The 15,636-nt window shown below is 41.3% G+C and carries 7 protein-coding genes; all 7 read left to right on the forward strand.

Translation table 11 applies throughout. The features are described from left to right. Window positions 1–18 precede the first annotated feature (18 nt). The 7 genes from L6471_RS04950 (at window position 19) to L6471_RS04980 (ending at window position 15,629) form a co-directional block, all read left to right on the forward strand. Entirely contained in the window at window positions 19–2,847 is a 2,829-nt protein-coding gene (locus tag L6471_RS04950; protein ID WP_237797500.1) for a glycoside hydrolase family 2 protein, read from the forward strand. A 52-nt stretch (window positions 2,848–2,899) separates the two neighbouring features. Continuing rightward, a complete protein-coding gene (locus L6471_RS04955; protein ID WP_237797501.1) occupies window positions 2,900–6,046 on the forward strand; it encodes a glycosyl hydrolase in 3,147 nt (1,048 codons plus the stop codon). Beyond that, a complete protein-coding gene (locus L6471_RS04960; RefSeq protein ID WP_039869959.1) occupies window positions 6,039–7,457 on the forward strand; it encodes a sialate O-acetylesterase in 1,419 nt (472 codons plus the stop codon). The genes L6471_RS04955 and L6471_RS04960 overlap by 8 nt, the downstream gene beginning before the upstream one ends. A gap of 78 nt (window positions 7,458–7,535) precedes the next feature. Further along, on the forward strand, window positions 7,536–10,118 hold the full coding sequence (locus tag L6471_RS04965) for a glycoside hydrolase family 2 protein (protein WP_237797502.1): 2,583 nt from the start codon (window positions 7,536–7,538) through the stop codon (window positions 10,116–10,118). A 44-nt stretch (window positions 10,119–10,162) separates the two neighbouring features. Continuing rightward, window positions 10,163–13,057: an AraC family transcriptional regulator gene (locus L6471_RS04970; RefSeq protein WP_237797503.1), complete on the forward strand. Its 2,895-nt coding sequence runs from the start codon at window positions 10,163–10,165 to the stop codon at window positions 13,055–13,057. A gap of 112 nt (window positions 13,058–13,169) precedes the next feature. Further along, the gene (locus L6471_RS04975) at window positions 13,170–14,057 is read left to right on the forward strand and encodes a sugar phosphate isomerase/epimerase family protein (protein WP_039870979.1); all 888 of its coding nucleotides are present in this window, start codon (window positions 13,170–13,172) and stop codon (window positions 14,055–14,057) included. Between the two features lie 87 nt (window positions 14,058–14,144). After that, window positions 14,145–15,629 (forward strand): DUF4992 family lipoprotein, encoded by a 1,485-nt coding sequence (locus tag L6471_RS04980; protein ID WP_237797504.1) that lies wholly within the window; start codon window positions 14,145–14,147, stop codon window positions 15,627–15,629. Window positions 15,630–15,636 lie beyond the last annotated feature (7 nt).

Here is a 15,636-nt window from a genome sequence, read left to right on the forward strand (position 1 = left end):
GAAATCCGTCTATCAAGTATGAGACGGATTTTTCTTTTTACAGGATTAATGATATCTATGTTGTCTGCTTCTGCACAAACAAGTGTTGAAACTCGCAGACAGTACCTTTCTGGTCATGGTTGTGATGACATGGTGAAGTGGAACTTCAAGTGTACAGATGGTCAAAACTCAGGTAAGTGGACAACAATCGGTGTGCCTTCTTGCTGGGAACTTCAGGGTTTTGGCACATATCAGTATGGTATGCGCTTCTATGGCATACCAAAGCCAGAGGGTATCGCTAACGAAAAGGGTTATTATAAATATGATTTTTATCTTCCGGCAGAATGGCAGGGCAACCAAATTCAATTGGTGTTTGAGGCTGTTATGACAGATGCTAAGGTAAAAATCAACGGTCGTAAGGCTGGCAATGGTTTGCATCAGGGAGGATTCTATCGTTTCGTTTATGATGTAACTGACAGAATCTTCTTTGGCAAACATAAGAATACCATCGAGGTTGAAGTAAGTAAGGAAAGCGAGAACAGTCAGGTTAATATGGCAGAGCGCAGAGCTGACTATTGGAACTTTGGTGGTATTATTCGTCCTGTTTTTGTCGTAGCTAAACCTGTTTATAACATCGATCGTGTCGCTATTGATGCAAAGATGGATGGACGGTTTACTGCCGACTGCTTCTTAAGTCGCGGTTTGCAGGCTGGTGGTAAGATTAAAACAGAAATAGTAGATTCTAAAGGTAAAGTAGTTGCATCGAATATCTCAGAAGTACGAGGAAATGATCAGACCTTGGTCGATTTTAAGGTTAATCGTCCGTCTCTATGGACAGCAGAAACTCCAAATCTTTATACAGCAGTATTTACATTACAGGATAACACAGGAAAAATACTACATCGCGAACGTCAAAAGTTCGGTTTTCGTACTATCGAATATCGTCAGCATGATGGTGTATATATCAATGGCAAAAAAGTTATTTTTAAGGGCGTAAATCGCCATAGCTTCCGTCCTGAATCTGGTAGAACGCTCAGTAAAGCAAAGAATATAGAGGATGTAAAGCTCATCAAGAGTATGAATATGAATGCTGTTCGATTGAGCCATTATCCTGCAGATCCGGAATTTTTAGAGGCTTGTGACTCTTTAGGTCTCTATGTAGAGAGTGAGTTGAGCGGATGGCATTGGGCACATACTACCATTATCGGACAGCAATTGGTGAAGGAAATGGTAACACGTGATCAGAATCATCCAAGTATTATCTTCTGGAGCAATGGTAATGAGGGCGGTTTTAATTATGAACTTGATTCTGAGTTTGGTCGTTGGGATAAGCAGAACCGTGTAGTACTCTATCCATGGGCCAATCGTAATGGTTTTGAAACGAAGCATTATCGCTCTTGGGGTGAGACTTTAGAGTATATGCGTCAGCCTGAAATTTTTATGCCAACAGAATTCCTGCATGGTCTTTATGATGGTGGACACGGTGCAGGTTTGAAGGATTATTGGCAGATTATGATGCATAATCCTCGTTGTGCCGGTGGTTTCCTTTGGGACTTAGCTGATGAAGGTGTGGTTCGTACTGACCTGAATAATATCGTAGACTGTGTAGGTAACTTTGGTGCCGATGGTATTGTTGGTCCTCACTTTGAGAAAGAGGGTTCGTACTATACGATTAAAGAGGTGTGGAGTCCTGTTCAAGTATCAGCATCGGTTCAGGGTAAGGATATCGCTTACACTCTTCGTAATACATACAATTTTGTCAATCTCAAGGATTGTAAGTTTACTTATCGTTGCCTGGAATTGCCTTCATGGGGAAATAGTCAGGTGAAAGTACTGAAGAAAGGTAATTTGGAAGCGCCTCATGTAGAACCAGGAGATAGCAGCGTTGTCGTCTTAAAGAATATCCCTGCATCAACTTCTGCAGTGGAACTGACAGCTGTAGACCATCATGGCGATACTATCATGACCTGGAGTACTAAGGTTCAGCCATCGGCAGCGGTGAACTCTGCTGTAGCTTCGGAAGTCTCAACTTCAGAAACAGTCGATGAGCTATTGGTAAAGGCTGGAGAGCGTACTTATTATTATAGCAAAAAGAATGGTAGATTAGAGAAGGTAATGGTTGGTGGTCGTACCATATCACTCTCTAACGGTCCACGTTTTGTCGCAGCTAAACGAAGTGATAGAAGTTTCGACCAGTTTTATAATCATGATGATCAGGATGCCGAGAAGAAGAAAACTCAGTATACAGAATATGCCGATCAAGGTGCTTTCCATGGTATGACGTGGCTCGATACTGCTGCAGGTAAAACTCTTCGTGTAAGTTATGATTATGGTACACTTCATTATGTAGATTATCTTTTCCAGAAAGATGGAAGTGTACGTATGCAGGCCGAATATGATTTTAATGGTGTCGTAGATTTGATGGGTATCGCATTTGATTATCCAGAAAGCAAGGTCAAGAGTAAGGCATGGGTAGGACAGGGGCCATATCGTGTATGGCAGAATCGTTTAGATGGTCCTCAGTATGGCTATTGGCAGAATGCTTATAATGATCCTATTCCTGGTGAATCTTGGGAATATCCTGAATTTAAAGGCTATTTTGCTCAAGTAGACTGGATGCAGCTTACTACCGAGGAAGGAAAGATTGGTATCAAGGCTATTCAGAATGCATCGAATATCGGAGTTTACCAGCCTCGTGATGGTCGTGACCATATTCTCTATGAACTTCCAGCAACAGGTATCTCTATCTTGCAGGTAATTCCGGCTGTTCGTAATAAGGTAAATACAACTGATTTGAATGGTCCTTCCGCACAGCCATATTGGTCGACAAGCAGCAAGACTGTTGTTGTTGACTTGAAATTCGACTAATCGAGATTATTTAATCGCATTTATTTTCGACTAACATAGTTTCAGCATTTTGATGAAATATAAATCTATCGCAACATTGGCTTTTGCAACCACTCTTTCTTTGACAGGAAGTTTGGAGGCAAAAGCCCAAGTTTTAGATAATACCAAGCCTTGGACGTTTTGGTACTGGATGTATGGTGCCGTTTCTAAACCGGGAATTCATGCCGATTTAGTTGGGATGAAACAGATAGGTTTGGGGGGATGTTACCTGATGCCTATCCGTGATAGTAAAGTGAGGCCTGAGTATGGAGGGCAGGCTGATCAGCTTACTCCTACCTTTTGGGAAATGGTAGATTATGCTTTCCAGCAAGCTGATTCCTTAAAACTCGATATGGGTATCCATATTAGCGATGGCTTTGCACTGGCTGGTGGACCTTGGATTACACCTGCTGAAAGCATGCAGAAAGTGGTGTGGACAGATACCATCGTATCGGTTAAGTCTCTCCGAGACTTGACACTTCGCCAGCCAGAATCTTATCAGGGGTATTATGAGGATATTGCGGCTTTTGCTATTCCGGTTAAAAACTTGAATGTTACGAAGTGTTATCAACCTAAGCATATCCAGCTCTTGGGTGATATGTCCCAGAATGAAAAGGGAACCTATCGTGCCAGTAAACCAGCTTCTTTGGTCTATGATTTAGGTCAGATAGAAACGGTTCGCTCTCTTACCATTTTACCATCAGGAAATAATGTCCAGTCTCAACGTTGGGTATTGAAGGCGTCTAATGATGGCGTAAATTACTGGACGGTGAAAGAGATTAATCCTGCACGTCAGGGATGGCAAAGTTCTGGTCCGGGTTTTACTTATGCGATACCTGCTACTATGGCGCGCTATTTTAGGTTTGATTGGACTGTTGATGGTTCGGAACCGGGTTCTGAGGATCTTGATCCTGCTAAGTGGAAACCAGTTTTAAAACTTAAAGATATACTCCTTTCTGGAGAGGCTAAAGTAAATCAGTGGGAAGGTAAATCGGGTGCATCGTGGCGTGTGGCTGAAGCTACAACTTCTGAAGAATTAACCGATGCTGATTGTATTGCATTGCAGCAAGTTATACCTTTACAACTAAAAGATAATCAGATTATTACTAAGTTATCAACAAAATCTAAGTATTATCGTATACTTCGTTTTGGGCATACTTCTACCGGGCAGATGAATGCTACTGCTGGTGGTGGAAAAGGTCTCGAGGTGGATAAGTTTAATGAAGAGGCTGTTGATAAGCAGTTTGATCATTGGTATAAAAGATTTTTGGATCGTCCACACGGTTCGGTAGTCAAGTATTTGCATATCGATTCTTGGGAATGTGGAACACAGAACTGGGGACGTGATTTTGCTAAGGAGTTTAAATTACGTAGAGGTTATGATCTGATACCTTATCTTCCACTTTATGCTGGCATTCCTGTGGAATCAGCAGAGAAGAGTGAAAAGGTACTCAAGGATATCCGTTTGACGATAAACGATTTAGTGAATGATGTTTTCTTTGAGCGTCTTGAAGAGCGAGGTCATATTCATTGGAGAAAGGTTACGCAGGAGAGTATTGCTCCAACTTTTATCGCCGATGGATTAGAGCATTATAAATATGCTGATAATCCGATGGGTGAATTTTGGTTGAATTCACCAACTCATGATAAGCCTAATGATATGCTTGATGCTATTAGTGGTGCTCATATTTATGGTAAAAATATTGTTCAGGCCGAAGGTCTGACTGAAGTCCGTGGAGTTTGGGATGAGACCCCAGCTATGGTAAAACCGCTGATTGATCGTCATTTTGCGCTTGGTATGAATAAACTTTTCTTCCATGTGAATACGCATAACCCATGGATGGATAGAAAGCCAGGTATGACGTTAGATGGTATTGGTTACTTCTTTCAGCGAGATAATACATGGTATCAAGAAAGTAGAGCTATGGTTGATTACGTGACCCGTTGTCAGCAACTCTTGCAAGAGGGTACTCCTGTAGTTGATATTGCAGTCTTTACCGGTGAGGAAATGCCAAGTAGAGCTTTGACTCCAGATCGTTTGGTTCCCATGTTGCCAGGTATATTCGGACAAAATCGAGTAGCCAGTGAACAAGTACGTTTGGCCAATGTGGGCGAACCGATGGAAGAAAGTCCTGTAGGTGTAAACCATTCTGCTGGTATTATCGATATGAAAGACTGGGTAAATGCTTTGCATGGTTATCACTATGACTCTATGAATAAAGATGCTCTACTTACTGAGGCGAAAATCGAAAAGGGCTGCCTTGTCATGCCTGGTGGTATCCGCTATCGAGTTTTAGTTTTGCCAGGAAAAACGAAGATGGATCCTAGTTTTAAGGGGTATTCAGCTGAAGTGCAAACTAAGATAGATGCATGTCGTCGGGCGGGCATCATTGTTATTGATCAGCCATATCAGCAGCAAGATTTTGCACAGTATGGTTTGCCGCGCGATGTAGAATTGCCTGAAGGTATTGGTTTTGCTCATCGTACTTCAATAAATCAAGAAATCTATTTCTTGACGAATCAAAAAAATGAAGTTCGTGATATTGAGTGGAGCTATCGTGGAGGCTCACGGAGTAAAGCTCATTTCGAACCTTATCAGTCTCTATTCTTTATTTGTGATAAAGCAGATGGGAAGATGTACTGTATAGATCCGGTGACAGGTGACCGTGAACTTGTAGAGTTGAACCCTCGTACGAAGGTACGAACCGATATTCCTTTAACGCCAAAAACTTGGCAGATAGAGTTTTTAGAAAATGGGAAAAAGAAGGTTACAAAGCAGTTGCTTGATTGGTCAAAAGATACGGATGAGCAGGTGAAATATTATAGTGGCACTGCAGTTTATGCCACTGACTTTAAATATAATAATAAAATTACTTCTACCCAGCAAATCTATTTGCAGTTAGGTGAAGTGCGCGATATTGCTCATGTATACATCAACGATATAGATTGTGGAACAGCTTGGACTACACCTTATCAAGTTCATATCGGTAAAGCCTTGCGAAAGGGTAAGAATACCCTTCGTATAGAAGTAGTAAATACTTGGGCAAATGCACTGAATGGAGCAGAAAAAGGCAAGGCACCTTATGCTCATATTTGGACAAATGCAAAGTATCGTATGAAGGGAGACCAATTGCTTCCTGCAGGATTGTTAGGACCATTAAATATTTTGAAATATGAATAGTAAGAAATATATGTTATCGGCTATGGTGCTTTTGGCTTCATTAGCAGCAAGAGCCGAGGTAAAACTGCCGAGATTCTTTAGTGACGGCATGGTATTACAGCAGCAGAGTGCTTGTAATCTGTGGGGAACAGCCCGTGCAGAAAAGCACTTGAAAGTTAAAACCTCATGGGATGGTAAAACTTATACCACGACTGTTGGTCAGGATGGTAAGTGGCAGTTGCAGGTCAATACACCTGTAGCAGGTGGACCTTATACGATTACCTTTGATGATGGCGATAAAACCCAACTGCAGAACATTCTCATTGGTGAGGTGTGGATATGTAGTGGACAAAGTAATATGGAGATGCCAATGAAGGGCTTCAAAGGGCAACCTGTAGCTGGTGCGATAGAAGAAATCATGACCGGCGCCGATGCCAATCTTCATTTTTTCACGGTGAAGCGCAATCCACAGTTATCACCGATAGATTCTGTATCTGGTAAGTGGGAGGAGGCTTCGTCTGCTTCTATTCGTCAGTTTAGTGCAACTGCATACTTTTTCGGGAAAGCACTTCGTAAGAACCTTAATGTACCTGTAGGACTCATCGTAACCGCTTTTGGTGGTAGTGCTTGTGAGGCTTGGATGGCCAAAGACTGGTTGAAGAAAGATTTTCCAACAGTTACTCTACCATGGAGTCAAGAAGATGTTGATAAGAAACAACAACGTTGTCCTACAGCTCTTTATAATGGTATGCTTCGACCACTCATTGGTTATACGCTGAAGGGTGCTATTTGGTATCAAGGAGAAGATAATGTAAATCGTGCCGGCAATTATGCTGACTTGTTTTCTACGATGATCAAGGGATGGCGTAAAGATTGGAATCAAGGAGATTTCCCATTCTATTACTGTCAGATAGCTCCTTATAATTATGATCTTATTCAGTGGGATTATAACAGTGCTATTCTTCGCGAGCAGCAGGCTATGGTAGAGAAGATGGTTCCTAATAGTCGTATGGCTGTACTGATGGATGCAGGATTAGAATATGGTATACATCCTCGCAAGAAGCGTGAGGCAGGAGAACGATTAGCAGTGTTGGCTCTGTCTAATACTTATAAGGTGCAAGGACTTCCTGATTTTGCAACATATAGTCATGTTGAATTTAATAATGATACCGCTGTTGTAGCTTTTGACAGAAGTAAAGAATGGGTATATTTCCAGAATGGTCCTTCAAGTGATTTGTTTGAGGTTGCAGGTGAGGATAAGGTCTTTTATCCTGCCAAGACATGGACCTCACGCAATCGTGTCTATGTGAAGAGCGATAAGGTGAAAAAGCCGGTTGCTGTTCGCTATGCCTTTAAGAACTGGGTACAAGGTGACCTCTTCCATGACGGTTTGCCTGTTAGTTCTTTCCGTACCGATACATGGGAAAAATAAGCATGGAGGGATATCTCCTATTTTATATAGATTTTCAATTTAAAGCCCTGTAGGGCGACATATATTCATAGTAACGAAATGAAGAGACTCTATACCTTATTAATTGGTTTACTCTGCTGTTTCAGTCTTCAGGCGATGGATGAAACATCTGTAGCTGGTTTGTTTCCGATAGCCAATCAAGGTCGACAAGTATGGAATTTTAATCCAGAATGGCGTTTTCATTTGGGTGATGCTCCTGGAGCTGAGGCTGTAGCGTATAATGACCGAAATTGGGAAGTTGTATCTACCCCTCATTGTGTGAAACTTGAGCCTTCTGAGGCTTCAGGTTGTCGTAACTATCAAGGCGTGGCATGGTATCGTAAGCATTTCGTAGCTCCTGCCAATAACCTCGAAGTTTATTTCGAAGCTATCATGGGTAAGCAGTGGGTCTATGTTAACGGTAAGTTAGCCCAAGAGCATTTTGGTGGTTATTTGCCGATTATGATAGACTTGAATAGGTTTGGTATCAAAAAAGGCGATAAGTGCGTTATTGCTGTAAAGGCCGATAATTCCAATGACAAAACGTATCCTCCAGGCAAACCTCAGTATCAGTTAGATTTTGCTTATCATGGTGGTATCTATCGTGATGTATGGCTTATTGCCAAGAATCAAGTGTATATTACCAATGCCATCAAGCGTAATCAGCAAGCAGGTGGAGGTATCTTCGTTCATTATGAGCATATTTCTGAACAGTCTGCAGGGGTGTTGGTTAATACCGAACTCTTTAATGCGGGTAAAGCGACAAAAACAGTAATTCTTGAAAACACGATCCTTGATGCAGCAGGTAAGGTTATCAAGAAGATGACCAATAAGGTGGTGTTACAGCCGAATAGTGCGCAGACAGCTTATCAACAGACTACTGTAAAGCGTCCACAGTTATGGTCGCCTGAACGTCCTTATCTATATCGACTTGTTACCCGTGTCAAAGAAGGCAAGCAAGTGCTTGATGGTGGTATGACCAAGATCGGTATTCGTTCTTTTGAATTTAAGGGTAAAGAAGGCTTTTGGCTCAATGGTAAGCGTTATCGTCAGTTTGTAGGTGCCAATCGCCATCAAGATTTTGCCTATGTAGGCAATGCCGTTCCTAACAGTCAGCAATGGCGAGATGTGCTTCGCTTGAAGAATGCAGGTTTTAATCTTATTCGTACAGCCCATTATCCACAAGATCCTTCGTTTATGGATGCGTGCGACGAATTGGGTATCTTTATTATTGTTGCTACTCCGGGATGGCAGTTCTTTGGTAAAGATCCAAAGTTTGAGCCTCGTGTCTTGCAGAATACCCGTGATATTATTCGACGTGATCGTAATCATCCATGCGTTTTGATGTGGGAGCCAATTCTCAATGAGACTCCTTTCAAAGAAGACTTCTCATTGAAATCTCTGCAGATAACCAAGGAAGAATATCCTTATCCATATCGTCCGGTAGCTGCTGCCGATGTACATTCTAAGGGGGTTCGTGATAACTATGATGTTGTTTATGGATGGCCGGGAGACGATGAAAAGGCTGATGCTCCACGTCAGAATATATTGACACGTGAGTTTGGTGAGAATGTTGATGACTGGTATGCTCATAATGCTCTGAATCGTGCCAGCCGTAGTTGGGGCGAGCAGGCGATGTTGACTCAGGCTTTTTCGCTGGCTAATTCTGCCAGTGAGATGCATCGTACTACCGGATTATTCTTAGGCGGTTGTCTGTGGCATCCGTTCGACCATCAGCGTGGTTATCATCCTGATCCTTATTTTGGTGGTATTTATGATGCTTTCCGCCAAACCAAATATGCGTATTATATGTTTGCTGCTCAGCGTAATGCGCGTGAGGCTGGTAATGAACCGATGGTGTATATCGCCAATGAGATGACTCAGTTCTCTGATAGTAATGTGGTGGTCTTCTCTAATTGCGACAGTGTACGTCTTACTACATTTGATGGTGCTCATGTTACGACATTGCCAGTTACCCACCCGGTAGACAAGGCCTATAATGCTCCTGTGGTATTTAAGCATGCTTGGGATTTCTGGGAAGCTCGTGAACTTAGTTATAAGCAGAAATCACCTCATAAGGTAAATATGATAGCCGAAGGTATTATTGATGGCAAGGTGGTATGTTCTACCAAGAAGATGCCTTCTCGTCGAAGCAATCACTTACGTTTGTATGTCGATACTATGGGCAAAAATCTGGTAGCTGATGGTAGTGATTTTGTGGTTGTTGTGGCTGAGGTTATCGATGATAGTGGTCATGTTCGCCGTCCGGCTAAAGAGTATGTTCGCTTTACGGTGACCGGTGAAGGTGAAATCATCGATGATGGTACCATCAATGCCAACCCTCGTTTGGTAGAGTGGGGATCAGCTCCTATGTTGCTTCGTTCTACTCGTAAGGCTGGTAAGATTCATATTCATGCAGAAGTGCAGTTCCCTGGTACGAATGCTCCTACACCAGCAGACCTCGACATCGAGTCTGTACCATACACGGGTACATTTTGTATGATACCTCAACAGGCTCCTATTAAAAAGGTGCAGACAGCTGCGACAATGCAGTATACTGGTGAACAGTTTACCGAAGAGCAGAAAGCTCAAATGTTGAAGGAAGTACAAGATCAGCAGGCTGATTTTGGTATAACAAAATAATAGAGCATCTTTTGAGTTATAATTATGTACGGATTGATAACGCAATGAGAAGAATTCTATGGATCATATTGGCTTGGGGCTTGTGTATGATAAATATACAAGCTCAAAGTCTTACGAATGCTTTGGTAAATCATTATACTACTCAAAATGGTTTACCAAACAATATCGTTAATTGTTCTCTTCAGACAAGAGATGGTTTTGTCTGGTTAGGCACGTGGTATGGTCTTACTCGTTTTGACGGTAAACAGTTCCGTACGTATACGAGTGCATTTAGTCTTAATTCTGATCCATCACCACGAAAGGTGGAAACATTGGTAGAGGATGGTAATGGCAATATATGGATTAAGACACTCGATTGGAAGCTGTCTGTACTTTTCTGTGCAACGGCTCGTTTCAAAGATGTATTTGATGAGTTGAAACCGGTTACCCGTAACTTGCAGGTTATTAAGATTCAACCGGATGGTTATGGAAATGTGCTTCTGCTAACCAAGGATAAGAATCTTCTGCTGGCTTCTACTGATAAACATGGTAGGGTATCCGTGAAGTTACTTGTAGATTCACGTAAGCATATTAATCGTTTCGATTATAGACTTTTAGACGATGTTATACAGTTGCGTCAAGGACGTGCTAATTTGATAGGTACCAATTTCTTAATAGCCTCTGTTCCTTTGACAGGCAGACCGTCGTCTATGGCATACTGGAAAGCCTATTTTGCTCAACAGCTCAAGCATTATCATACTTATGTCGACCGATATGGGGGTCGCTGGACCATGAAGAATCAGTCGGTTTTAGTATATTATCATCCTAAGACGAAAGTAACCCGTCATTATCCGTTTACTTTATTTGGTAAGATTACGCAACCTACTTTTTGTGATGCTGGAGCGAATGGTGTATTCTTTCTGACGCCTGCAGGAGAGTGTATTCATATCAATCACCATACGATGGAGGCTGAGAATGTTACTGCTGCTCCTGGTATGCAAGATACAGATGGCAGTAATCGTTTTTTTCACATGCGTCTTGATAAGGATGGTATCTTGTGGTTGTCGTCTACCAATAATGGTATTTATACGATTGGTTTTCGTAATCATCAATTCCGGTTTATCCCGATGCCGGTAGAAAATGGAGATGGTGTGAAGGGTCTATACCAGTTTGCTAATGGTGATGTATGGTTTGGCTCTCGCAATAAGAATCTCTATGTGCTCGATGCGCAAGGGCATGTGAAAAAGATATATACCTACGAACAGTATGGTATAGGAAGTGTATATGATATTATGGTAGATCATCGAGGCCGTATCTGGCTTTCTACCAAAGGTGACGGATTAGTGCAGGCTATTCCTGATGTCACCAAGCCTGGTTCATATCAGTTTGTACATTATCGTCATCATGCGAAGGATGCAAGTTCGATAAGCGGAAACGATGTCTATAAAACTTTCGAGGATAGTAAGCACCGTATTTGGGTGGGTACTCTTGACGGTGGACTCAATCTGATGCATGAGCAACAGGGTAAAATATCTTTCTATAATAAATATCATGGCATGCAGGGATACCCCGGCTATGGCCAGTTTATGGAGGTTCGTAATATGGTCGAAGACGCACAAGGGCGTCTTTGGGTAGGTACCATTGATGGTTTGATGTCTTTCCCTGTAAGTTTCCGTGATATCCGTAAAGTCTCTTTTGAAACCTATCGCCGAAGGGGGATGAATCCTTTAGCCAACAGTGATATTTATGCCTTATACAAAGATACGGATCGTAATATATGGATTTGTACCTTTGGTGGCGGACTCAATCAGATATCAGAGTATCATGTAGATACTCATAGCCCAGCTTTCAAGATGTTTGGTCAGAAAGAAGGGTTACAGAATGATGTTATTATTACCATGCTACAAGATCCTTATGGCACTATTTGGTTAGGAAACGATCATGGTATAACGAGTTATAATCCTAGGAAAAAACAATTTCGTTCGTTCGACAGTTACGATGGCTTCCCAAAAGTAAGAATGGAGGAATCATCGGCTATCAACAATCGTAACGGAGAACTCTGGATGGGATGTAAAGAAGGTATTTTGGCTTTTCGTCCACAGCAGCTGAAAACCACAGATGCCATCTGTCCTGTATATATTGTCGATGCTACCGTCAACAATCAGAATATCTATCGTCTGAAAAATCCGATACTCACCAGCTCTATTGTATATGCAGATTCTATGGTGCTGCATTATGACCAGTCGATGTTTACGCTGGAATTTGCTGCGCTCAATTATCGTAACCAGAGTCATGTGAACTATCGTTATATGTTGAAAGGATATGATACCGACTGGCACTATAATGGAGTCAATCGAATTGCTTCATATACCAATGTTCCATCAGGTACTTATACTTTTGTGGTAGAAGCTTTAGACAGTTCTAATCCCAATCGCAATAGTAGTCGTGAGATGACGATTATTGTTTTGCCACCATGGTGGGCCACCTGGTGGGCTTATACCTTATATTTTATTCTGTTCTGTGTCGTTCTTTATTTTTCGATACGTTATGCCCGTTATCAACTGGAGCTTAAAAACAATATTTATATTCAGTCAAAAATATCTGATTTTAAGCGAACTTTTTACCTGGAGCAACAAGATGCGGAATTTATGAATCAGGTAAAAAAAGTATTAGAAGAGAATCTGACGAATTCAGATTTTGATGTCGATCTTTTTGCTGTGAAAATGGGCATGAGCCGTAGTGCCTTTTTTAAGCGTATGAAAGCGTTGACCGAAAGTTCACCTTCTGATTATATGAAGGAATATAAGTTGAATCATGCGATAGAGCTTCTGAAGAATACAGATATGAGTATTTCTGATATTGCCTATCAGTCAGGTTTCAGCGATGCAGGTTATTTCGGAAAGTGTTTTCGAAAGCGATATAATATGAGTCCACGTGAATTCCAAAAGGGTCAAAATTAAAAAATATATAGAATCTTAAAATATTTTTAGAAAAAGTGATGACAAGAATGAGGTGCATTCGTCTTCTTGCTAGATTTAAATCATTTTTTCTAAAAATATAACTTTTGACCTAATGACTGTAAAGTCTATAAAGCTAATTGCATTATCGGCATTGATGTCGATGCCTGTAATCCCTGTAGAAGCGCAGAATACCCCGCGCTATCAGGTTGCTGTATGCGATTGGATGATTCTTAAGCGACAGAAACTTGGCGAATTCAGTAAAGCCCGTGAGGTGGGTGCTGATGGTGTAGAGGTGGATATGGGGCCTTTAGGCAAACGTGTACTTTTTGAGAATCGTTTCCGTAATGCTGAAGATGCTCGTGTCTTCAGTCATACTGCCGATTCTTTGGGTGTACAGGTGCCATCTATAGCGATGAGTGGTTTTTTTGCCCAAAATCTTATCAAACGTCAGAATTATAGAGACTTACTTCGTGATTGTTTTCAGACCATGAAGGCTTTTCATGCTCAGGTTGCCTTTCTGCCATTGGGTGGTAGTGGTAACGGCTGGAAGCAGAAAGGGGCTGAACGCGATACGCTTGTGGCCTATCTTCACGACATTGGTGAAATGGCTAAGGCAGAGGGGGTTACGGTGGGTATCCGTACCCAATTGGATGCCAAGGCTTCTATCCAACTGTTGAAGGAAATCAAGAGCGATGGTATCAAGATCTATTATAATTTTCAGGATGCGGCCGATAACAACAGAGATATCTGCAAGGAACTGAAAAAGTTGGGAAAAGACCGTATCATTCAGATTCATGCGACGAATACCGACAGCGTCAATCTTCCAGATGATCCAGAGATAGATTTACCAAAGATTAAGAAGACCCTTGATCAAATGAAGTGGAGCGGATGGCTTGTCGTAGAGCGAAGCCGAGATGTAAAACGGGTACGAGATGTAAACTATAATTTCTCGAGAAATGTGGAATATTTAAAAAATATATTTCTGAAAGACAAACCTTAAAAATGAAGAAAATCAATCTTTTTAAAAACAACTCAAAAAGAAAAATATAATAAAATAATAACAATGTTAAACTTAAAACGTTCAATCATGAAAGGAAATCATTTCATTACAAGGCGTTGGTTTGGTACATTTGCCCTGGCAACAATGAGTACGCTCATTTTGGGCTCATGCGCTACAGACGGTTTCGATGAAGACGAATCGTTTGTGCGCGATGTCACTAACACCCAACTGCTATCACCTTCGGCAGATGATATCACTATTACTGCTTCTTCAGATGGTAGCAAAACTGTTATCTCATGGAATATCGTTGAAGGTGCAGGTGGCTATAACTGCCATGTACTGAATGTTACTGATCCTGACAATCCCGTAGTGGTCAAGGATACACTCATGGATAACAATACTTTTGCCGTAACCCGTGAGGAGGATACGAATTATTCTTTCAGTATCCGTACTTTGGGTGATGAGAAATTAGGTAATACTACCGCAGAAGACTCTACTGTAGTAAGTTTCTCTACATTCTCTCCTTCTTATACTACTATTCCTGCAGGAACTAACTTAACTGAATATTTTGCTCAGAATGCTATTCCTGATTCTTCTGATATCATTACTTACGATTTGGAAGGTGGTGCAGAATATACCTTATCTGATTATATAGATTTTGGTACACATAAGGTGATGCTTCGTTGTCAGAACAAGACGAATAAGGCTAAAGTCGTTATGGCTTCTGAGACTGCCGGTATTCGTACTGCAACTACGATGACATTGAAGAATCTATACTTCGATTATTCTGCATCTTCTGAACCTGTTATTACTTTGAGCAAGGATGCTCCTGCATCTATCTTGAACTTGCTCGGTGGTACAAATAATTACTATGTTATCAAGGATGGTACATTCTATATTACTAACTGTGAGTTCGAAGGTGTGAACGATAAGTTCATGTATGACAATAATGTGAAGTACTGTCTAGACAACTTCTTGATGGATAACTCTATCGTACACTTCACTTCTACTTCATCTATTTCGTCTCAGGCTTATTTCTATTATAAGGCAGGTTTCATTAAAAGTCTGACCATAAAGAACAGTTCTTTGTATAATACCGGTGCATCTAGTGCTAAGTATGTTATCCAGTATAACAATAGTGGTCGTGCTGAGCGTGCCGGATATGGAGCTACTGAAAAGCAGGGTGTTAACCTACTTAATAATACCTTCTATAATTTAGGTATTTCTGGTGGTCAGTTCTGTAATTATTCAGCCTTTGCTGGTCATAAAAATACAACATTTGATGTAGAAGCTAATATTTTCGTTAAATGTTGTGTTGGTGGTGGTGGCATTGCTCGTCGTATTTTGGGTCAAAAAGCAGCTTCTTCTTATACGTCAGGTGCTACTTTTGCTCTGAATACATATTGGGCTGATGGTGCTGCTGAATCAGGTTCTGAATCTTACGATGATTCAGGTAAGATTTTGACTACTGATCCTGCTTTGGTTAATCCTGCTGCAGGTAATCTGACTCCACAGGGTGCTGAACAGTTGTCTTATAAGACAGGTGACCCACGTTGGTTGACTGCAGAATAATTAAATC

The sequence above is a fragment of the Segatella bryantii genome (genome assembly GCF_022024215.1).
In the GTDB taxonomy this organism is placed as follows: Bacteria; Bacteroidota; Bacteroidia; order Bacteroidales; family Bacteroidaceae; genus Prevotella; species Prevotella bryantii.